This is a genomic window from Amycolatopsis samaneae, from assembly GCF_039541975.1.
In the GTDB taxonomy this organism is placed as follows: domain Bacteria; phylum Actinomycetota; class Actinomycetes; order Mycobacteriales; family Pseudonocardiaceae; genus Amycolatopsis; species Amycolatopsis samaneae.
The window spans coordinates 34,765-54,775 of the sequence record NZ_BAABHG010000016.1; the positions used below are offsets into that span (position 1 = coordinate 34,765).

Here is a 20,011-nt window from a genome sequence, read left to right on the forward strand (position 1 = left end):
TTTCGTCAGGAGCAGCCTAATGCTCCGGACCGTCCGAGATGGCCGCTTTCACCAGGCCGGTGAGATCTTCCGACCCCGGGGGCAGCGCGTCGACCGGCCACCAGCGCAGGTCGTCCGACTCGGCGCTGCGCACCGGCTCGGCCCCGCGCGGCGCCCGCACGGTGAACCGGACGTCGAAGTGCCGGGTCGGCACGCCGAGCGAACAGGTGATCGGGTGGACGTCGAGGTGTACCGGTGCCGGGACGAGTTCGAGATCCTCGATCCCGGACTCCTCCCGTGCCTCGCGCAGCGCGGCCCCGGCGAGGGTGGTGTCCTCCGGTTCGCAGTGCCCGCCCAGCTGGAGCCAGCGCCCGACACGCGGATGCAGCGTCAGCAGGACCCGCGAACCCGTGTCGTCCAGCACGACCGCCGACGCCGTGACGTGCCCCGCGGCGCACTCGCGGAAACAGGTGTCCTCACGCGACGCGAGGAATCCGAGGAACGCGTGCCGCAGCGACTCCTGCCCGGGGTCGGCGGGTTTCCACGACTCCAGCGTCGCGACGGCGTCCGCGTGCAGCGTCCCCGCTGGGGAAGCCCCCGCCTGGGAAGTCACAGCTCGACCAGCCCCTCGCCCGGCTCCAGCGGCCCACGCGGGCCCGGCTCGCTGTCCGGATGCCCGATCGCGACCGCGCCCAGCGGCTCCCAACGCGCGTCGAGGCCGAGCGTCTCGCGGACGAGGTCGGCGGCGAAGATCGTCGAGCCGATCCAGCACGAGCCGAGATCCTCCGCGGCGAGCGCGACCAGCAGGCCCTGCACCGCCGCGCCGGCGGCGACGGTGAACATCGTGTGCTCGCAGGCGTTGCGCCGCGCGTCGCGGTAGGTGTGCGCGCCGTCGGGGACCAGGAACGGGATGACGACCTCGGGTGCCCGGTACAGGATGTCGCCGCGGCTGAGCCGTTTCGCGATCTGCTCGGCGGTGAACTCGTCACCCTCCAGGTCCGCGCGCCACGATTCCCGCATCGCGTCGAGGAGTTTCTTGCGGAGACCGGCGTCGCGCAGCCACACGAACCGCACCGGGTGGGTGTGGTGCGGGGCGGGCGCGGTCAGCCCGGCGGCGACCGCACGGCGCAGCGCCTCGGGGTCGACCGGCTCGTCCGAGAACGTCCTGATCGAGCGGCGCGCGGGCACCGCCTCGCGGCGGCCCTGCGCGATGGACTCGTTGGTGCCCAGCCGGAACAGGTCGATGTCGACCGGGCGGACGAGGTTCCGCGCGGTGGAGCCGTCGTCGGTCAGGGTGAGGCCGCGGACGACCGCGACCGGCGTCCCGCCGAGCTTGCCCTTGACCAGGTCCGCGGCCGCGGCCAGCTCGTCGGCGACCGCGACTTCGGTGACCGCGAGCTCGTTGCCCTGCGCGTCGACCTGCCCGGCGTAGGCGTGCAGCACCCGCAGCCCGGACGCGCCGATCGCGGCGTCGGTCTGGCCGACCCGCCACGCCCGGCCCATGGTGTCGGTGACGACCACCGCGACCTCGACGCCGAGCCGGTCCCGCAGGCCGTTGCGCAGCGCGAGCGCGGACGCGTCGGGGTCGGCGGGCAGCAGCGCGATCTCGTCGCCCGCGACGTTCGAGGCGTCGATGCCGGAGGCGGCCTGCACGATGCCCAGCCGGTTCTCGGTGATCAGCGTGCGGGCGATCCGCGCGACGACCCGCACGGCCTCCTGCTTGACCATTTCGCGGCGTGCGGCGTCCCGCTCCTCGGGATCGGCGGGCACGCGCACCAGCCGCCCCTCGATCTTCGAGACGACCTTGCTGGTCACCACCACGACGTCGCCGGACCGCAGCCAGCGCGCGGCGTCGGCGATGGCGCCGGTCAGGTCGTCGCCGGGGCGGAACTCCGGCAGCCCGGTGACCGGCAGGATCTCCAGCTTGGCCGAGGCGTGGTCGGCGGACAGGTCGGTCACAGGGTCACCCCGGCCAGGTCGAGCGCCGCGCGCGCCATCGCCGCGGTCGCGTCCACATCGGACATCAGCAGCGGGACGTCCCGTACCGCGACACCGGGCACGTCCACCTGCTCGCCTTCGGCGACGAGCCAGCCGTCGAGCACGCCGTCCCCCTCCTTGCGCGAGCCGTAGTGCCGCCCGACGGCCTCGGCCGAGGTCTCGACGCCGATCGCGGTCAGGCACGCGTCGGCCATCCCGCGCAGTGCCTTGCCGCCGATGATCGGGGAGACCCCGACGACCCCGGCGGACGTCTTGCGCAGCGCCTCGCGGACACCGGGCACGCCCAGCACCGTCCCGACCGACACCACCGGGTTGGACGGCGCGAAGAGCACCGCGTCGGCCCCGGCGATCGCGTCGAGCACGCCGGGCGCGGGCTTCGCCTCGTCGGCGCCGATGGCGGTGATCGAATGCGCGGGCGGCTCCGCCCGGTAGCGGACCCACCATTCCTGGAAGTGGATGGCCCTGCGCTGGCCGGGATCCTCCGGATCGTCGATCACGACGTGCGTTTCGACGCGGTCGTCCGACATCGGCAGCAGCCGCACGCCCGGCTTCCACCGATCGCACAGGGCCTCGGTGACCTGCGACAGCGGGTATCCGGCGCGCAGCATGCGACTGCGGATCAGGTGGGTCGCGATGTCCTTGTCGCCCAGCCCGAACCAGGTCGGTTCGGCGCCGTAGGCGGCGAGCTCCTCCTTGACCGTCCAGGTCTCGCCCGCGTGTCCCCAGCCGCGTTCGGTGTCGATCCCGCCGCCGAGGGTGTACATGCAGGTGTCCAGGTCGGGGCAGATGCGCAGGCCGTGCATCCACACGTCGTCCCCGGTGTTCACCAGCGCGGTGACCTCGTGCGGCGAGCCCGGTTCGGCCACTCCGGTCGCCGGCAGCCCCAGCGCTTGCTTGACACCCAGCAGGAAGCGGGCCCCGCCCACTCCGCCGACCATTACGACGATCCTCACGACTTCGAATCCTTTCACGGACGCGTCGGCGGCTCCCACCGCCCGGCCGTGGGCGAGGTCACATCCGCGGTACGCGAACTGCGGTACTCGGCGCCGAATGGGCTCGGACTTGAGCTTTCCACGACGGAACACGGCTAGATTGGAGAGGAAAGCGGCGGGCGGAATTCCAGGAGCACCGATGAGCATCGCGCGCAAGGACGACCGGCACAACGAGGACCTGGTCAGCGAGATCGCCGACAGCTTCAACCGGGAGATCGGCGAGAAGAAGACCGGTGAGGAGAACGCCGAGGCGAAGCCGAGGTTCGTCATCACCGGGGACAGCCGCGCCACGCCGCCCCCGCGCAGGCGGGAGCGCTGAGGCGCCGATCCTAAGGGTTGCCTCACCAACGGACAGGGTGCGGGACGCGCGTAATGTCCGCACCGATTGGGTAAGTGAGAGAAAAGCAGGAGTGCGCAGTGACCTACGTGATCGCCGAGCCCTGCGTCGACGTGCTCGACAAGGCGTGTATCGACGAGTGCCCCGTGGACTGCATCTACGAGGGTGACCGGATGCTGTACATCCACCCGGACGAGTGTGTCGACTGCGGCGCCTGCGAACCGGTCTGCCCGGTCGAGGCGATCTACTACGAGGACGACGTGCCGGACAACTGGTCCGACTACACCAAGGCGAACGTCGACTTCTTCGACGAGCTGGGCTCGCCGGGCGGTGCCTCCAAGGTCGGCAAGACCAGCCACGATCCCGCCTTCATCAAGGCGCTGCCCCCGCAGGGCGAATGAGCCGGATCTCGCTGCCCGACTTCCCGTGGGACTCGCTGGCCGGCGCGAAGGCGCTGGCCGGCGCACACCCGGGAGGGATCGTCGACCTGTCGGTCGGCACCCCGGTGGACCCGGTGCCCGAGGGGGTCCGCGCCGCGCTCGCGTCGGTGTCGGAGATCCCCGGGTACCCGACCACCCACGGCACCCCGGCGCTGCGTGAGGCGGCGGTCGCCGCGCTCGTCCGGCGCCACGGCGTCGAGGGCGTCGAGCCCGGCGCCATCCTGCCGACGATCGGTTCGAAGGAGGCCGTCGCCTGGCTGCCCCGGCTGCTCGGCTTCGGTCCCGGCGACCTCGTCGTCATCCCCGAACTGGCGTATCCGACCTACGAGGTCGGCGTCCTGCTCGCGGGCGCTTCGCTGGTGCGCGCGGACGGGCTGACCCAGCTCGGCCCGCAGCGCCCGGCGATGCTCTGGCTGAACTCGCCGTCCAACCCGACCGGCCGCGTGCTCGGCGTCGACCACCTGCGCAAGGTGGTCGAGTGGGCCCGCGAACGCGACGTCGTCGTGGTGTCCGACGAGTGCTACCTGGCGCTGGGCTGGGAGTCCGAGCCGGTGTCCATCCTGCACCCGTCCGTCCACGATGGACGGCTCGACGGGCTGCTCGCGCTGCACTCGCTGTCGAAGTCGGCGAACCTCGCCAGCTACCGGGCGGGTTTCGTCACCGGTGACCCGAAGCTGGTCGCCGGACTGCTGGAGGTCCGCAAGCACGCGGGCATGATCGTGCCGCGTCCGGTCCAGGAGGCGATGACCGTCGCGTTGGCCGACGACGAGGCGCTCGCCGTGCAGCGCGACCGGTACGCGCGCCGCCGTCTCGTGCTGCGGAAAGCGTTGCAGGACAACGGTTTCGAGATCGAACACTCCGAGGCGGGCCTCTACCTGTGGGTGACCAGGGGCGAGGCCGCCATGGACACCGTGACCTGGCTGGCCGAGCGCGGCATCCTGGTCGCGCCGGGCACCTTCTACGGCCCGGCGGGGAAGAACCACGTCCGGATCGGGCTGACCGCGACCGACGAGCGGGTCGAGGCCGCCGCGCAGCGCCTGGCTCAGTAGTCCCGGCCGGTGAGACCCCGGTAGACGAACCGGGTGAGTGCTTCGATCGCCTCTTCGTCCGTCGGCGGCCGCCAGTTTTCCGGCGCCGGTCCGAGCAGCCACATCTGCGCGAAGGTGTCCACCAGCTGGTAGAGCATCAGGGTGCTCAGGTCGGATCGGCTGGGCAGGCGCCAGCCCGCGCCGGTGATGTGCGCGAGGTGATCGCCGAGATCCTCCTGCTGGCTCGCCCCGAAGCGGGCCAGCGTGCGCGCGAAACCGTCGCTGACCAGCGCGGCCTGGCGTAGCGCCTGCATGGTCGCCGCGTTCTCCCGGTAGAAGCGCCAGTACACCGCGACGTGCCAGCGCACCGCGGCCGGGTCGGTGAAGTCGTCGCTGTGCCCTTCGGTGTCCGCCGATTCGTCGCCGTACGCGGCGAGGTCGGCGAGTAGCGCTTCGAGGAGTTCTTCCTTGCCCGCGAAGTGGTTGTAGAACGATCCCGCGGCGCGGCCGGCCTCGGCGGTGATGTCGGTGATCTTGGTGTTCAGGTAGCCCTTCCTGGCGAACACCCGTTTGGCAGCCGCCTTGAGCGCGGCTTCCGTCTCCGCCGCCTTCTCCTTGCGGCTCGTCGCGGTCATCCCGGCACCTCCCTTGACACGAACGCTAGCAGCGGTCATTCTGAATTTAGATTCACTGAATCCTAATTCACTCAGGGGAGAGTTCATGGACACCAAGGTGCTGATCGCGGGGGCGGGACCGACCGGGCTGACGCTGGCCATCGAGCTGGCGCGCCGTGACGTCGGCGTCCGCATCGTCGAGAAGGCGGAGAGTTTCTTCGTCGGTTCGCGCGGTGACGGTCTTCAGCCCCGCACGCTGGAGGTTTTCGAGGACCTAGGCGTGCTCGACGCGGTGCTCGCGGCCGGGGCACCGCCGTTCGCGATGAAGGTCTACGTCGGCGGCGAGCCGGCCGGGGAGCGGGTGTTCGCCGAACCCGCCGAGCCGACGCCGTCGGTGCCGTACCCGACCGCCGTGTTCCTCGGTCAGTCACGGACCGAGGGCATCCTGCGCGACCGGCTCGCCGAGTTCGGCGTCCGGGTCGAGCTGGGGGCGGAGCTGACCGGCTTCGAGCAGGACGACGAGGGTGTGACGGCGACGCTCGCCACCGGTGAGGTGATCCGCGCGGAGTACCTCGTCGGCGCGGACGGCGGGAAGAGCTTCGTGCGGAAGTCGCTCGGTATCCCGTTCGAGGGCACCACCGACGAGTCGATCCGGATGCTGCTCGGTGACGTCCAGGCCGAGGGGCTGGACCACACGTACGGGCACTGGTTCGGGGCGGCGGAGAACCCGATGCACGGCGTGATGTTCACGCCGTTGCCGGGGACCCCGCACTTCCAGTTCGGCGCGCCGCTCGGCGAGGGCGAACTGGACGCCGAGACGGCGCTGCCCGCGTTGCAGGCGCGGGTCGACGAGTTCTCGGGTGGTGGCGTCCGGCTGCACGACCTGATCTGGTCGACGGTGTGGCGGCCGAACGTGCGGCTCGCCGCGCGGTTCCGCGCGGGCCGCGTGTTCCTGGCGGGCGACGCGGCGCACGTGCATCCGCCGACGGGCGGGCAGGGACTCAACACCGGCGTGCAGGACGCGTACAACCTGGGCTGGAAACTCGCCGACGGCGCGCCCGAGCTGCTGGACAGCTACGAAGCGGAACGGCGCGCGGTCGCGGCCGGGGTGCTGGGCTTCAGCTCGGAACTGCTGCGGAAGTACACCGAGGGCGAGGAGGACGCGCACCGGCGCGGCGAGGAGGCGCGGCAGCTGGACATCACCTACCGGGGCGGGCCGCTCGCGTCGGGGGCCGGGGCGGGTGCGTTGCGGCCGGGCGACCGCGCGCCGGACGCGCCGCTGGCGGACGCCAACGGCAAACGTGTCCGGCTGTTCGAGCTGTTCGCCGGGCCGCACGCGACGCTGCTCGTCTTCGGCGACGGGCCGCTGGACGCGCCGGCGGGCGCGGTCGCGTACCGCGTGCTGCCCGCGGGCGGGACGGCGTCGGGGGACGAGCTGGTCGACGTCGGCGGGCACGCTTTCGCCGCGTACTCGGCGTCCCGGGTGCTGGTGCGCCCGGACGGCTACGTCCGGACGATCACCGCGGGATGACCGCGCGGGCGGCGGCGTCGACGTCGGCCCAGCGGCCCCGCCATTCCGCCCGCGCTTCGGCCTTGCGCCACAGTTCCCGCTCGGCGATGCGGCCCGCGACGAACCCGACGTGCCCGTCCACCGACGCCAGTATCGAGCGCATTCGCTCCGCCGCGACGACCGCGTCCTGGTGATCGCCGAGCACGGTCTGGAACTTCTTGGTCGTCGTGATGAGTTCCTTGAGTCGTGCGGCCTGCTTCTTCTTCGCGGAGGTCTGGGCCAGCTCGGCGGCGTAGCGCAGCTTCTTGCCGTGGATGCGGAGCGCGTGCAGGTCGTCGTCGGGCGGGTCGGCGGGCAGTGCCCCGACGGCCCTGGCGAGCTTGCGGTGTGGCTTGCGCAGCCCGGCGACGAGGTCGTGCTTTTGCTCCACTGTGGACACTTCGCCTGGCTCGGTGTGGGTGAGCGCGCTGAGGTGTTCGAGCATCGTGGTGTAGCGCTCGCTGGCGAGCGCGCGGTTGAGGCGGCGGCGCGCGACTCCACGCTCGGTGACGAACTTCGAGACGAGCCTGCGGCCCGCGGCCTGGTCGCGGACCTCGAAGCCGGCGACGACCTCGCGGAGGTGCTCGATGAGGACGTCGTAGTCGCGGACCTCGCCCAGCGACTGCCCGAGCCAGCCCAGCTCCGCCCGGACCGGCTCGGCGCCGGGCCCGACGAGCGCGCCGGACAGCTTCAGCACGCTGCGCATCCGACGCAGCGCGACACGCATCTGGTGCAGATCCTCGGGATCGGTGCCGGAGCGGGTGCCCGCCTCACGGGCGAGCAGTGCCCGGATTTCGCGGTCGAGCTTGGCGCGGACATGGGTGGCCGCCGGGTCGCCGGGGCCGGCCTTCGCCGGTTTTTCGCCGAGGCCGAGCTCGGCGGGCGTGATCGTCGGGCGTCGGGTCCGGGCGGCGCGAGACAACGATTCGGTGGTCACACTGTGAATGGTAGGTGAACGATCCGGCCGTGCCACCCGCTGACCAGGGGAGATCCGGATCTTGGCCAGGCTGCGCGGGGTGGTCCGTGAATGCCACATTGAGGGACTCAGAGTCCCTCAATGTGGCATTCACGGAGCCGCACGGACCTGCGCCGATTCCTCGCCGGGGTTGTCCACACCCGGGCTCGCATGTGGACAACTACCGCCCGCCGCGCCCTCGGGGCCGCGTTTCCGTCGTACCCCGGCGGTAGCGTTGTTACTGGGGTCGCCCCCCTTGGGAGGGCGGGGGGCTGCCCTTAGGTAGGGGGAGGACGCCGGGGTCAGTCGTTGGCGTGCAGGGCGGCGTTCAGTTCGATGCCGGCGCCGGTGCGGGCGACGACCTCGACGGCGCCGGTCGCGGAGTTGCGGCGGAAGACCGCGCCGGAGATGCCGGACAGCTCCCGTGCCTTGACCGTCTTGCCCTCGAAGACGACCTTCGTGCCCGCGGTGACGTACAGGCCGGCCTCGACCACCGAGTCGTCGCCCAGCGAGATGCCGACACCGCCGTTCGCGCCGATCAGGCAGCGCTCGCCGATCGAGATGACTTCCTTGCCACCACCGGAAAGCGTGCCCATGATCGACGCGCCGCCGCCGACGTCGCTGCCGTCGCCGACCACTACCCCGGCCGAGATCCGGCCCTCGACCATGGACGCGCCGAGCGTCCCGGCGTTGAAGTTGACGAACCCCTCGTGCATGACCGTGGTACCACTCGCCAGGTGCGCGCCGAGCCGCGCGCGGTCGGCGTCGGCGATGCGGACACCGGTGGGCAGCACGTAGTCGACCATGCGCGGGAACTTGTCGACCCCGTACACGGTGACCGGGCCGCGCGAGCGCAGCCGCAGCCGGGTCGCCTCGAAGTTCTCCACCGGGCACGGACCATGGTTGGTCCAGACCACGTTCGCGAGCAGGCCGAACATGCCGTCGAGGTTCTGCCCGTGCGGCCGGACCAGCCGGTGCGAGAGCAGGTGCAGCCGCAGGTACAGGTCATGGGTGTCGGACGGCGCGTCGGCCAGCCTGCCGATCGTGACGCGCACCGCGACCACCTCGACGCCGCGGGCGGTGTCCGGCCCGAGCAGCGCGGTCGCGTCCTCGCCGAGCAACTCGGCCGCCTCGTCGCCGGAGAGCCGTTCGGTGCCCGGCGTACCGGCCTCGGTCAGCTTGGGATGCGGGTACCAGGTGTCCAGCACCGTCCCCTCGGCGGTGACGGTGGCCAGCCCGACGCCGACGGCGCCGGTCGTTTCGGGGTTCGTGCTCTGCTCACTCACGCCCAGAACGGTAGCCGAAAGACGCCGGTCAGCCAGTCGTGGGCCGCTGCGCCACCAGATCCTTGATCTTCGTCACCGCCGCGGCGATGTCGGTGAGCGCCGTGGTGCACGGCCCGCCCGGCGTGGCCACGGTCGTGCAGCCCGCCGACCGGAACGCGGTGATCCCGCGGCTCAGCGCGGTCGCCTGGTCGGCCAGCGGCCGGTCGGTGCCCGCCTGTTGCTGGATGACCCGGCCGGTGCCGTCGAGCTGGGTGACGTACTTCTCACATCCGCTCGGCACCTGCGCGGCGGGGGACAGGAAGCACTGGTCGGTGGTGAGCGCGTCGAGCTTGATCGGCAGTGAGTCCGGGCCCGCCTGCCCGCCGGCCTTGGGCGTCGGGCCCGCCTCGCGGGAACATCCGCCGAGCACGAGCAGCAGCGCGGCGGCCGCCAGGACCGGGATCGTTCGCTTGCGCACGCACCCACGGTAGCCCCCGGCCGCGCGGCGCCGACCGGCACCGCGCGCGAGCCCGGTAGCGTGCGACGCATGACGTCGCTTGACCTGCAGCAGGACCCGGTCGACCTCACCGCGGCACTGGTCGACATCTTCAGCGTCTCCGGCGAGGAGGCCGTCATCGCCGACGCGGTGCGGGCGGCGCTGGAGAAGCAGGCGCCGCACCTGGAGGTGGTCCGCAACGGCGACGCCGTGCTGGCCAGGACGAACCTCGGCCGCGCCTCGCGGGTCGTGCTCGCCGGGCACCTGGACACGGTGCCGGTCAACGACAACCTGCCTTCGCGCCGTGAGGGCGAAGGCGACGCCGAGATCCTGCACGGGCTGGGCACGGTCGACATGAAGGGCGGCGACGCCGTCTTCCTGCACCTCGCCGCGACGCTGCCGGAGCCGAAGCACGACATCACCTTCGTCTTCTACGACAACGAAGAGGTCGAGGCCACCCGCAACGGGCTCGGCCGCATCGAGCGGGAGCTGCCGGACTGGCTCGCCGGGGACCTCGCGATCGTCGGCGAGCCGTCGAACGCCGTCATCGAGGCGGGCTGCCAGGGCACCATGCGGGTCGAGCTGCGCTGCGCGGGCGCCCGCGCGCACACCGCGCGGGCGTGGATGGGGGAGAACGCGATCCACAAGCTCGGCGAGCCGCTGCGCAGGCTCACCGCGTACGAGCCGAGGATCGTCGACATCGACGGCCTGACCTACCGCGAGGGCCTGCAGGCGACGAAGATCACCGGCGGGGTGGCGGGCAACGTCGTCCCCGACGAGGCCGTGCTCACGGTCAACCACCGCTTCGCCCCCGACCGCACGCCCGTACAGGCCGAGCAGCATCTGCGCGAGGTGTTCGACGGCTACGAACTGTCCGTTGTGGACCTTTCGCCCGGCGCGCTGCCCGGGCTGGGCGCACCGGCGGCGGCCGAACTGGTCGCCGCCGCCGGTGGCCGGGCCTCGGCGAAGCTGGGCTGGACCGACGTCGCCCGCTTCGCCGCGCTCGGGATGCCCGCGGTCAACTTCGGCCCCGGCGACCCGACGCTGGCGCACACCCGCCAGGAGCAGGTGCGCACCGCCGAGATCCGCCGGGTCGCCGAGGTACTCCGGGACTTCCTCGCCTGAGCCCGTGTCCGAGCCGGTGCCTCAGACGGTGATCGACCAACTGCTCAGCTTGCCGGTGTCGTAGTAGTAGGCGTCGTAGACCACGAGGGTCCAGGTGCCGCTGGCGTTCTCCGAGGTGACCGGGACGGAGAAGTCCCTGGTACCGAGGGGAGAGCAGCTACCGGCGCTCTCGGTCTTGAGCGGGTAGGACTTGCCGCTGGGGCCGGTGAGGCTGATCCGGAGGTCTTCGGAACAGGTGTGCGTCCCGGTGACGGAGACCTTCACCGGGGAGACCGCCGCGTCGGTCGCGGTCGAGGTGATCGGGCTCGACACGGTGGCGAGGTCGTTGATCGGGTACTCGGTTCCGTTGGTGAACGTCCGCGCGCTCGACGTGCCGACGGTCAGCGAGTACTGCGCCGTGCGGTCCGCGTCGGGCCCGTGCCCGCTCACCGTGAGCGGGTAGGTGCCGGTCGGCGTGTTCGCCCCGGCGGCGATGGTCAGCGTCGAGGTCCCGCCCGAGGAGATGGTCGCCGGGCTGAACGTCGCGGTGGCACCGGTGGGCAGGCCGGACGCGCTCAGCTGGACCTGCTGTGCCGAGCCGGACGTGATCGCCGTGTTCACCGTGACCTGAGTGGACTGTCCGGGTTGGACGGTCCCGGAAGCGGAGCTCAGGCTGAGCGAGTAGTCGTTCTTCTGCGTGGCGGACACGGCGAGCTTCCAGACCGCGTACCCGATGGCGTCGCTGTTCTTCTCCAGCGGCGTGTCCGGGATGTTCGAGGTCGTGTCGCACGCGCGGTGGTAGCAGTTGTCGAACGGCTGCCCGGCGGAGCCTCCCCACTTCTGCGCCTGCGCGGAACTCTTGATGTCGCCGGCGCCGGTGGCGAGCCCGCCGACCGGGATGCCCGCGCTCTTGAACGACGCGTGGTCGGACCGCCCGTCGCCCTCGGTGTCACCCTCGGTCTGGATGCCGATCGAGGCGAAGTACTCGTCGAAGACCGCCTTGATCGAGGCGACATCGTCATAGACGAAGTAACCCCAGTTCTTCGACCCGATCATGTCGAAGTTCAGATAGGTCTTGATCTTCGACCGTTCCGCCGAGGGGAGGTTGTTGACGTAGAACCGCGAGCCGCGCAGCCCGGACTCCTCGTCGGCCCACCAGGCGAAGCGGACGCGCTTGGTCATCTCCGGGTTCGTCTTGGCCAGGGTCAGCGCGGTCTCCAGGATCGACGCGCTGCCGGAGCCGTTGTCGTTGATGCCGGGACCCGCGCTCACGCTGTCGAGGTGCGCGCCCAGCATGAGCACCTGGTTCGCGTCGCCCTTCGGCCATTCCGCGATCAGGTTCTGCGACTGCCCGGCACAGCTCGTGCAGGTCTGCCGGGTCGTGGTGAATCCGGCGGCCTTCAGCTTCTGCTCCACATAGGACACCGAGGCGTTGTACCCGCCGCCCGCCGCGCGGTTCCCGCCGTTCTGCTGCGCGATCGTCTGCAGCTGGTTCAGGTGTGCCTTGATGTTCGCGAGCGAGATGTCCGGCGGGGCGAAGGCCGTGCCGGTGGCGGTGGCCGCCTGTGCCGGGACGGCGGCGATCCCCAGCGCGAGCGCCAGCCCGGCGAACGCCGCGCCCGCCTTCCGCTTCCAGTTCATGCGTTGCTCCTTCGGGGAGGGACGGTCCGTGGGGGCCTCCTTGAGGGACCTCAGGTCCCTCAAGGAGGCCCCCACGGACCAACTACGGAACTAGACCGTGATGGACCAGCTGTCGAGCTTGCCGGTGTCGTAGTAGTAGGCGTCGTAGATCACGAGCGTCCACTTGCCACCGGCGTTCTCCGAGGTGACCGGGACCGAGAAGTCCTTGGTACCCAAGGAGGTGCAGCTGCCCGCGCTCTCGGACTTCAGCGGGTAGCTCTTCCCGCTGGGGCCGGTGAGGCTGATCCGGAGGTCTTCGGAACAGGTGTGCGTCCCGGTGACCGTCACCTTCACCGGGGACACCGCCGCGTCGGAGGCGGTCGAGGTGATCGGGCTCGACACGGTGGCGAGGTCGTTGATCGGGTAGCTGGTGTTGTTGGTGAACGTCCGGACGTTGGACGTGCCGACGGTCAGCGTGTACTGCGCGGTGTGGTCGGCGTTCGCGCCGTCCGCGGTGACGGTGATCTGGCTGGTGCCGTTCGGGGTGCTCGCCGACGTGGTGATGGTCAGCGTCGAGGAGCCGCCCGACTGCAGCGAAGCGGGCTCGAACTTCGCGGTGGCACCGGCGGGCAGGCCGGACGCGGTCAGCGTGACGGTCTGCGCCGAACCCGTGGTGATGGCGGTGTTCACCTTCACCGTCGCCGACTGTCCGGGTTGGACGGTGCCGGACGAGGGGCTCAGCGAGAGCGAGTAGTCGTTCGTCTGGCTGGTGCAGGTCGGCTCACCGGAGACGGCAGGGACGCTGACGGCGTTCCACGCGGCCTTGACCGTGTCGTACTCGGTGCAGCTGCCGGGGAACAGCGCGACCGCGGCCTCCAGCGTCGCCTTGCGGGCGGCCTTGTGGTTCCAGGACGAGGTCTTCTTCAGCAGGCCGTTGTAGAAGATCTTGCCCGCCTTCTGGATGCCGATGCCGGTGACCGAGCTGCTGTTGCAGGTCGGGCTGGACGGCTTGCCGCCACCGGGGTTGCTGCCCTCGGCGAGCAGGTAGAACCAGTGGTTCTGCGGCCCGGCCGCGGCGTGCACCTCGGTGTTCGGGATCGACGAGGAGTAGCACTTCGGGTCGCCGACCTTCGACGGGTCGTACATGTAGCGGATCGGGCCCTGGCCGACCAGGTTCACGCCCTCGCCGACCTCGTAGTCCGGGGTGTCCTTGGGGTTGTTGGCGTAGTGCTCGGTGAGCGCGCCGAAGATGTCACCGGTGGACTCGTTCAGCCCGCCGTTCTCGTTGCCCGAACCGGCGCCGCCGGGGGTGAACTGGAAGACGCCGTGCCCGAACTCGTGCCCGACGACGTCCATCGAGGTGGCCTGGCGCCGGTTGTCCTGCGAGTGCCCGAAGTGGGTCGACGAGCCGTCCCAGTACGCGTTGACGTCACTGAGCCCGACCGAGGCGGGGAAGCCGCGCCCGTTGCCGTCGACGCCGTTGCGGCCCAGCCAGTCGCGCAGCATGTTCCATTCCTGCTGCACGGAATACAGCGTGTCGACGCAGCCGGTCTCCAGGTCGGTGCCCGACCCGTTGCCCCAGTTGTCGTCCGTGCCGGTGAACACCGAGCCGCCTTCGCGGCCGCAGCTGATCCCGCTGCGGTTGGGGTCGCGCATGGAGTAGCTGCCGCCGGAACCCGTGGTGTCGATGGTGACGTTGCCGACGTAGTAGCTGTTCCCCGCGGCCAGCGGCGCCGAAGGCGCCTGCCCGCGCTGCTCCGCCGTCGCGCGCGGCGCGTCCGCCTTGACGTCGTCGCGCTGGTCGAGCACGGCGCCGGTGGCGGCGTCCACGAACACGTGCAGCTTGCTCGGCGTGGCCGCGTTCTTGCCTGCCACCACGACCTCGTACGCCAGCTTCGGCGCGTTTCCGGCCAGTACCACGAGACTGGGAGCGCTTACACTGTCCACAGTGGGCAGTTGAGCGCGGGCGATCGACGCGGCCTTCGCGGAGTCGAGCGACGCCTTCGTGCCGACGGTGATCGGCGCGCTGTCCGCGGCGGAGGTGCCGCGGACCCGTCCGTTCCCGTCGGCGACGACCACCGCGTCCCCGCCGACGACCCGCAGGCCGCGGTAGGACCGCTCGTAGGAGCTGTAGAACAGCCCGGCGTCACCCTGGGTGACCCCGACCCGGCTGAACGCCTCGTCGGCGCCCTTGCGCAGCTGGTCGACACCGTTCGCGGCGGCGAGATCGGCCGCGTTCACCGCGGCGGCCTCGGGGTTCGACGGCTGCGCGGCGGATGCCGCGGTGGCCGGGAGCACCGGGAGCGCGAAAGTCAGGGCGAGACCGGCGGCGGCCGCCAACCCTGTTCGGAGCCCTCGCTGAACTGTCATGGACAACCCTTTCTCCTTCATGGAGATCTCGCCCGGGCAGCGTGGAACGCGGGAACATCGGCCGGGCAACGGATTCACGGGGGTGGATGGAAACGCGCCCGCCGGCACCACCGGGGAAAGGATGCGGTGCCTTCGGGCACCCTGAGTAAAGAATTCGTCACCTGGACCGTCAATGCGCCGGATGGTCTAGCAGTCCGGCGCGCGACAACACATCAACGTATGCAAACCCTTGAATGCCAAGGGTTTTCGCGTGCCACGGGAGCAAACCCGACTTTCGTAGGATTTTGCGGCAAACGAGCCGATCGTCTCGGCCAGCGGCCGGGTGTACCAGCGGGGTGGCGCGGTCCGGGGTGGACGGTAGACGGCGCCGCGAGACGGGCGCGGCGGATCCATTGTGGACTCGGGGAAGATCGCGGATTAATCGCGTTCACGGCCCGGTAACGCCCGGGTCATCGGCCCGGTCCGGCGCGGTGACGCTGGCGTTCTCACTGGACGTGACACCGTAGTCTTGACAGGGTGAGTGAACAGTCTGAATTCCCGGACGGCCAGTACCCCGAGCGTCCGCCGGAGCGGCACAAGGGCCCGGTGGTCCTGCGCCGCGAGCGTCGTGACCAGCCCGGCGGTACCACCGATCAGCGGTTGCTCGACGCGCGGGGGCCGAGCGACTGGGTGCACACCGACCCCTGGCGCGTGCTGCGTATCCAGGCCGAGTTCGTCGAGGGCTTCGGCGCGCTGGCCGAGGTCCCGCGCGCGGTCACGGTGTTCGGCTCGGCGCGGACGAAGCGCGAGCACCCCGAGTACGAGCTGGGCCGCAAGATCGGCGGGGCGCTGGCGGACGCCGGGTTCGCGGTGATCACCGGCGGCGGCCCCGGCGCGATGGAGGCGGTCAACCGGGGCGCGGCCGAGGCGGGCGGGTTCTCCGTGGGGCTGGGCATCGAGCTGCCGTTCGAGCAGGGCCTGAACCCGTGGGTCGACCTCGGCGTCAACTTCCGCTACTTCTTCGCCCGCAAGACCATGTTCATCAAGTATTCGCAGGCCTTCATCTGCTTGCCCGGCGGGTTCGGCACGCTCGACGAGCTGTTCGAGGCGCTGACGCTGGTGCAGACGAAGAAGGTCACGAAGTTCCCGGTGGTGCTCTTCGGCAGCGACTACTGGGGCGGGCTCTACGACTGGATCGCCAAAACCCTGCTCGCCGAGGGCAAGATCAGCGAGAAGGACCTCGACCTGCTGCACGTCACCGACGACATCGACGACGCCGTGCGGGTTGTGCAGGAGTCGTACCAGGCATGGGAGGACACCCACTGATGGCGGGGATGCGTCGGGTGTGCGTGTTCTGCGGTTCCGCGATGGGTGGCTCCCCGGTGTACGCCGAGGCCGCCGCCGCGCTGGGGAAGCTGCTCGCCCAGCGCGGCATCGGGCTGGTCTACGGCGGCGCGAGCGTCGGCACGATGGGTGTCGTGGCGGACGCGGCGCTGGCGGCGGGCGGCGAGGTGATCGGCGTCATCCCGGAGGCGCTTCGCAAGGTCGAGATCACCCACGAAGGGCTTCCCGAGCTGCATGTCGTCGCGGACATGCACGAGCGCAAGGCGAAGATGGCGGAGCTGTCGGACGGCTTCCTCGCGCTGCCCGGCGGTGCCGGCACGCTGGAGGAGCTGTTCGAGGTCTGGACCTGGGCGCAGCTGGGCCTGCACGAGAAGCCGATCGGGCTGGTCGACGTGGCGGGCTACTACGCGCCGCTGGTCGGTTTCGCCGACCACATGGTCACCGAGGGCTTCCTGCGGGAGGGCTTCCGGGACCTGCTCGCCATCGACCCCGATCCGGCCGTGCTGCTGGACCGCTTCGCCTCCTACCAGGCCCCGTCGAAACCCAAGTGGGCCCAGTAGCGGTTCTCCGGCGGACGAGCGCCCCAATGTGGCATTGGGTGCGTTGGACGCACCGAACGCCACATTGGGTGCGTTGGACGCAGCGAACGCCACATTGGGGCGTTTGGGCGCGTCGGGTCAGGCGGCGTCCTGATCGGGGCGTTTGTGGTATTTGTCCACGTATTCCTGGCCCGAGAGTTCGAGGATCGCGTACATGATCTCGTCGGTCACCGAGCGCCGGATCGGCGACGACGAGTCCTGGCCCTCGTAGCGGGAGAAGTCGAGCGGTTCGCCGAAGGTGATGCCGATCTTCGCCCGCCGGGGGATGCGCTTTCCCGCCGGCTGGAGGTGCTCGGTGCCGGTGAGCGCCACCGGGACGACCTTCGCGCCGGTGGCCAGCGCCAGCGCGGCGACACCGGTGTGCCCGCGGTGCAGCTTCCCGTCGAGCGAGCGGGTGCCCTCCGGGTAGATGGCGAACACGCCGTCGGCGTCGAGCACCGTGCGGGCGGCGCCGAGCGCGGCGAGCCCGGCCTGCGCGTTGCCGCGCTCCACCGGCACGTAGCCGAGGCCGCCGAGGAACCCGGCCATCAGCCTGCCCTTGAGCCCCTTCCCGGTGAAGTACTCCGCCTTGCCGAGGAACTTGACCTGCCGGGGTGAGGCGAAGGTGATCACGCCGGTGTCGAGCGCGGCGCGGTGGTTGGCGGCCAGGATCACCGGCCCCGTCGCCGGGATGTTGCCCGCCCCGGTGATCCTGGGGCGGTAGATCGCGCGGACCAGCGGGCCCAGCACGAAACGGACGAGCAGCGGCAGCAAGATTCCCTCCACAGGACTGGTGACGGACTCCAGCATGGCACGATCGCTACTCGTGAGTTGGTTCGAGCGGCATACCTGGCAGAACCCGGCGTGGACCCCGGAGGACATCCTGGTCGCGAAGGGTGACCGGACGGTTTCGGTCGTGCTCCCGGCGCTGGACGAGGAGGAGACCGTCGGCGCCGTCGTCGAGTCCGTCCGGCCGCTGCTCGGGACCGTCGTGGACGAGCTGGTGGTCCTCGACTCGGGCTCGACGGACGCGACCGCCGACGTCGCCGCCGCGGCGGGCGCGCGGGTGGTGCGCCGCGAGGACGTCCTGCCCGAGCTGACACCGCGGCCGGGCAAAGGCGAGGTGCTGTGGCGCTCACTGGCCGCGACGAGCGGGGACCTCGTCGTGTTCCTCGACTCGGATCTGGTCGATCCGGACCCGGGGTTCGTGCCCGCGCTGCTCGGCCCGCTGCTCACCGAAACCGGCGTTCACCTGGTCAAGGGCTTCTACCGGCGTCCGCTGCGGCTGGAGAGCACCGGCGGCGGGCGGGTGACCGAGCTGCTGGCGCGTCCGGTGCTTTCGGCGCTGCGCCCGGCGTTGTCCGGGCTCGTGCAGCCGCTCGGCGGCGAGTACGCGGGCACGCGGGAGTTCCTGGAGTCGGTGCCGTTCGCCGCCGGGTACGGCGTGGAGATCGGGCTGCTGCTCGACGCCGAGGCGCGGTACGGGCTGGACGGGCTCGCGCAGGTCAACCTCGGTGTCCGCAAGCACCGGAACCGCTCGTTGCTGCAGCTCGGCGTGATGGCGCGGCAGATCCTCGGCACGGCCCTCGAACGCTGCGGCGTCCCGCCCGGCGAAGGCGAGTTCACCCAGTTCGTGCAGGTCGCGGGCGAGTGGCTGCCGGACGTCACCGAGATCCCGCTCGTCGACCGCCCGCCGATGCGCGAGGTCCTGGCCCGCCGCTGATGTCCTGGTGGTCCGTGAATGCCACATTGAGGGACTCAGAGTCCGTCAATGTGGCATTCACGGAACGACCCACCACGTGGCCCGAGTCGAGGTGGAGGACCTCGTCGAAGCCCGCGACGTGCTCGGGCCGGTGGGTGACCAGCACGACCGTCCCGCGCGCGGCGGCCAGCACCCGCGAGAGGACTTCGTCGCCGTGCGCGGTATCGAGGCCCTCGACCGGCTCGTCCAGCACGAGCACCGGCGGCGCCGCGAGCACGGCGCGCGCCAGCACCAGCCGCTGACGCTGCCCGCCCGACAGCTCTTCGCCGTCCGCGCCGGTAGAGCGGTCCAGTCCGAGGTCGAACCCGGCCACCTCGCACGCCGCCCGCAGTTCGTCGTCGGTGGCTCCGGGCCTGGCCAGCAGCAGGTTCTCCCGCACGGTCGCGTGGAACACGTGCGCGTCCGCGAGCGCGCCCGAGATCACCGACGGCAGCCGCACCGGGTCGTACGCGGCCAGCGCGCGCCCGTCCATGGTGACCCGGCCCGACGTCGGTTCGACGGCGCCGAGCAGCAGCCGCAGCAGCGTCGTCTTCCCCGAACCGCTCGGGCCGAGCACGCCGACCCGCCTGCCCGGCGGCAGGTCGAGGTCGATCCCGGCCAGCGCCGGGGCCCGGCCAGGACGCCGGACCCCGGCATCGCGCAGCCGGAAGTGCCCGGCACCCGGCGCGACCGTGCCGGGCCGGGGCGCCGGGGCGGTGAGCACCTCGCGGACCCTGGCGGCGGACGCGCGCACCTCCGGCCAGCGCCGCGCGGCGTCGATCAGCGGCAGGACCACCTCGAACGTCATCAGCGTGCCCAGCGTCAGTGCCGCGGTGACCGGCGCCGAGACGTCACTCAGCGCGAACACCGCCCCCGTCGTCACCAGCTGGACGAGCACGCCGAACGCGGTCAGCAGGCCGAGCCGGGACGAGGTGCTCCGGTCACGTGCGGCCAGCTCGCCGATCACCTCGTTCGCGGTGTCCACTGTGGATCGATAGGCGCCGCTCGCGATCAGTTCCCGGCGGCCGGTGACCACTTCGACGGCACGTTCGGCCAGTTCCGCGCGGGCCGGAGCGACGGCCTTCGCGGCGCGGGCGGTGACCCGGATCGTCAGCCACGGCACCAGAATCCCGGCCACGATCAGTCCGGTGGCCAGTGCGAATGCCGCGCCGATGCTCGCCGTGGCGACCGCCGTTGTCACGGTCAGGCCGACGAGCGCCGCGACCGCGGCGGGCAGCACGCACCGCAGCAGCCCGTCCTGCAGGGTGTCCACATCGGACACCAGACGCGTCACCAGATCGCCGCCGGAGTAGCGGCTGTCCCGGTGCGGGACCAGCGCCCGGTACACGCGGGCCCGTATCTCGCCGAGGTGGCGCAGGACGACCGCGTGCCCGGTCAGGCGTTCGGCGTAGCGCAGGCCGCCGCGTGCCAGCGCCAGCACGCGGACGGTGACGATCGCGACGGTAAGCGCTTCCAGCGGTGGCCGTTCGGCGGCCCGCAGCAGCAGCCACGCCGCGGTCGCCAGCAGGCCGAGCCCGGCCAGTTCGGCGCCCGCCGCCACGAGACCCGCGCGGGCGAGCCGAAAAATGTCCTTTCTGGACATACGAAGGTCGATCATGCGA

Annotated in this window: 19 protein-coding genes; 8 read left to right on the forward strand and 11 right to left on the reverse strand. The window is 71.3% G+C overall.

Annotation, left to right across the window (positions count from 1 at the left end; all coding sequences use genetic code 11):
* Window positions 1–16: 16 nt before the first annotated feature.
* From ABD987_RS34695 to cofD, 3 genes are read right to left on the reverse strand one after another with little or no spacing between them, the layout of a single operon-like run.
* A complete protein-coding gene (locus tag ABD987_RS34695) occupies window positions 17–592 on the reverse strand; it encodes an NUDIX hydrolase (protein ID WP_345404124.1) in 576 nt (191 codons plus the stop codon).
* A complete protein-coding gene (locus tag ABD987_RS34700) occupies window positions 589–1,938 on the reverse strand; it encodes a coenzyme F420-0:L-glutamate ligase (protein ID WP_345404127.1) in 1,350 nt (449 codons plus the stop codon). Before ABD987_RS34700 ends, ABD987_RS34695 begins: the two co-directional genes overlap by 4 nt.
* Complete coding sequence (gene cofD, locus ABD987_RS34705; RefSeq protein WP_345404130.1) at window positions 1,935–2,930, reverse strand: 2-phospho-L-lactate transferase; 996 nt, start codon at window positions 2,928–2,930, stop codon at window positions 1,935–1,937. Before cofD ends, ABD987_RS34700 begins: the two co-directional genes overlap by 4 nt.
* A 178-nt stretch (window positions 2,931–3,108) precedes the next feature.
* Between cofD and ABD987_RS34710 the strand changes: the two genes are divergently transcribed.
* From ABD987_RS34710 to dapC, 3 genes are all read left to right on the forward strand, one after another.
* Window positions 3,109–3,288: a hypothetical protein gene (locus ABD987_RS34710; RefSeq protein ID WP_345404133.1), complete on the forward strand. Its 180-nt coding sequence runs from the start codon at window positions 3,109–3,111 to the stop codon at window positions 3,286–3,288.
* Between the two features lie 98 nt (window positions 3,289–3,386).
* Window positions 3,387–3,707: a ferredoxin gene (gene fdxA / locus ABD987_RS34715; protein WP_345404136.1), complete on the forward strand. Its 321-nt coding sequence runs from the start codon at window positions 3,387–3,389 to the stop codon at window positions 3,705–3,707.
* The gene (gene dapC, locus ABD987_RS34720; RefSeq protein WP_345404139.1) at window positions 3,704–4,795 is read left to right on the forward strand and encodes a succinyldiaminopimelate transaminase; all 1,092 of its coding nucleotides are present in this window, start codon (window positions 3,704–3,706) and stop codon (window positions 4,793–4,795) included. Before fdxA ends, dapC begins: the two co-directional genes overlap by 4 nt.
* Here dapC and ABD987_RS34725 read toward each other — a convergent pair.
* Window positions 4,789–5,409 (reverse strand): TetR/AcrR family transcriptional regulator, encoded by a 621-nt coding sequence (locus ABD987_RS34725; protein ID WP_345404142.1) that lies wholly within the window; start codon window positions 5,407–5,409, stop codon window positions 4,789–4,791. The genes dapC and ABD987_RS34725 overlap by 7 nt on opposite strands.
* A gap of 85 nt (window positions 5,410–5,494) precedes the next feature.
* Here ABD987_RS34725 and ABD987_RS34730 point away from each other — a divergent pair, with 85 nt between their 5' ends.
* On the forward strand, window positions 5,495–6,919 hold the full coding sequence (locus ABD987_RS34730; RefSeq protein WP_345404145.1) for an FAD-dependent monooxygenase: 1,425 nt from the start codon (window positions 5,495–5,497) through the stop codon (window positions 6,917–6,919).
* On the opposite strand, the gene ABD987_RS34735 is transcribed toward ABD987_RS34730, so the two are convergent.
* The 3 genes from ABD987_RS34735 to ABD987_RS34745 all read right to left on the reverse strand — a co-directional run bounded on the left by ABD987_RS34735 (window position 6,906) and on the right by ABD987_RS34745 (window position 9,635).
* Window positions 6,906–7,874 carry a CHAD domain-containing protein gene (locus ABD987_RS34735; protein WP_345404148.1) on the reverse strand — a complete coding sequence of 323 codons (969 nt, stop codon included), beginning with the start codon at window positions 7,872–7,874 and terminating at the stop codon, window positions 6,906–6,908. The two genes, ABD987_RS34730 and ABD987_RS34735, sit on opposite strands and share 14 nt — an antisense overlap.
* A gap of 320 nt (window positions 7,875–8,194) precedes the next feature.
* Window positions 8,195–9,178, reverse strand: coding sequence for a 2,3,4,5-tetrahydropyridine-2,6-dicarboxylate N-succinyltransferase (gene dapD / locus ABD987_RS34740; protein WP_345404151.1), 984 nt, complete (start codon window positions 9,176–9,178; stop codon window positions 8,195–8,197).
* Between the two features lie 28 nt (window positions 9,179–9,206).
* Window positions 9,207–9,635, reverse strand: a complete 429-nt coding sequence (locus ABD987_RS34745; protein WP_345404154.1) for a hypothetical protein — start codon at window positions 9,633–9,635, stop codon at window positions 9,207–9,209.
* A 69-nt stretch (window positions 9,636–9,704) separates the two neighbouring features.
* On the opposite strand from ABD987_RS34745, the gene dapE reads away from it, so the two are divergent.
* Window positions 9,705–10,778, forward strand: a complete 1,074-nt coding sequence (gene dapE / locus ABD987_RS34750) for a succinyl-diaminopimelate desuccinylase (RefSeq protein ID WP_345404157.1) — start codon at window positions 9,705–9,707, stop codon at window positions 10,776–10,778.
* A gap of 21 nt (window positions 10,779–10,799) precedes the next feature.
* On the opposite strand, the gene ABD987_RS34755 is transcribed toward dapE, so the two are convergent.
* Complete coding sequence (locus ABD987_RS34755; RefSeq protein ID WP_345404160.1) at window positions 10,800–12,398, reverse strand: M28 family peptidase; 1,599 nt, start codon at window positions 12,396–12,398, stop codon at window positions 10,800–10,802.
* A 90-nt stretch (window positions 12,399–12,488) separates the two neighbouring features.
* A complete protein-coding gene (locus ABD987_RS34760) occupies window positions 12,489–14,747 on the reverse strand; it encodes a M4 family metallopeptidase (protein WP_345404163.1) in 2,259 nt (752 codons plus the stop codon).
* Between the two features lie 516 nt (window positions 14,748–15,263).
* On the opposite strand from ABD987_RS34760, the gene ABD987_RS34765 reads away from it, so the two are divergent.
* Together ABD987_RS34765 and ABD987_RS34770 are read left to right on the forward strand one after the other, a co-directional pair.
* A complete protein-coding gene (locus ABD987_RS34765; protein WP_345404166.1) occupies window positions 15,264–16,052 on the forward strand; it encodes an LOG family protein in 789 nt (262 codons plus the stop codon).
* 8 nt (window positions 16,053–16,060) lie between these two features.
* Window positions 16,061–16,630, forward strand: coding sequence for an LOG family protein (locus tag ABD987_RS34770; protein WP_345404609.1), 570 nt, complete (start codon window positions 16,061–16,063; stop codon window positions 16,628–16,630).
* A gap of 117 nt (window positions 16,631–16,747) precedes the next feature.
* Here ABD987_RS34770 and ABD987_RS34775 read toward each other — a convergent pair whose 3' ends face one another.
* Entirely contained in the window at window positions 16,748–17,422 is a 675-nt protein-coding gene (locus tag ABD987_RS34775; RefSeq protein WP_345404612.1) for a lysophospholipid acyltransferase family protein, read from the reverse strand.
* Between the two features lie 52 nt (window positions 17,423–17,474).
* Here ABD987_RS34775 and ABD987_RS34780 point away from each other — a divergent pair, with 52 nt between their 5' ends.
* Window positions 17,475–18,371 carry a glucosyl-3-phosphoglycerate synthase gene (locus ABD987_RS34780; RefSeq protein WP_345404169.1) on the forward strand — a complete coding sequence of 299 codons (897 nt, stop codon included), beginning with the start codon at window positions 17,475–17,477 and terminating at the stop codon, window positions 18,369–18,371.
* Here the strand turns inward: ABD987_RS34780 and cydC are convergent.
* Window positions 18,313–20,007 (reverse strand): thiol reductant ABC exporter subunit CydC, encoded by a 1,695-nt coding sequence (gene cydC, locus ABD987_RS34785; protein ID WP_345404172.1) that lies wholly within the window; start codon window positions 20,005–20,007, stop codon window positions 18,313–18,315. The two genes, ABD987_RS34780 and cydC, sit on opposite strands and share 59 nt — an antisense overlap.
* Window positions 20,008–20,011: the final 4 nt, after the last annotated feature.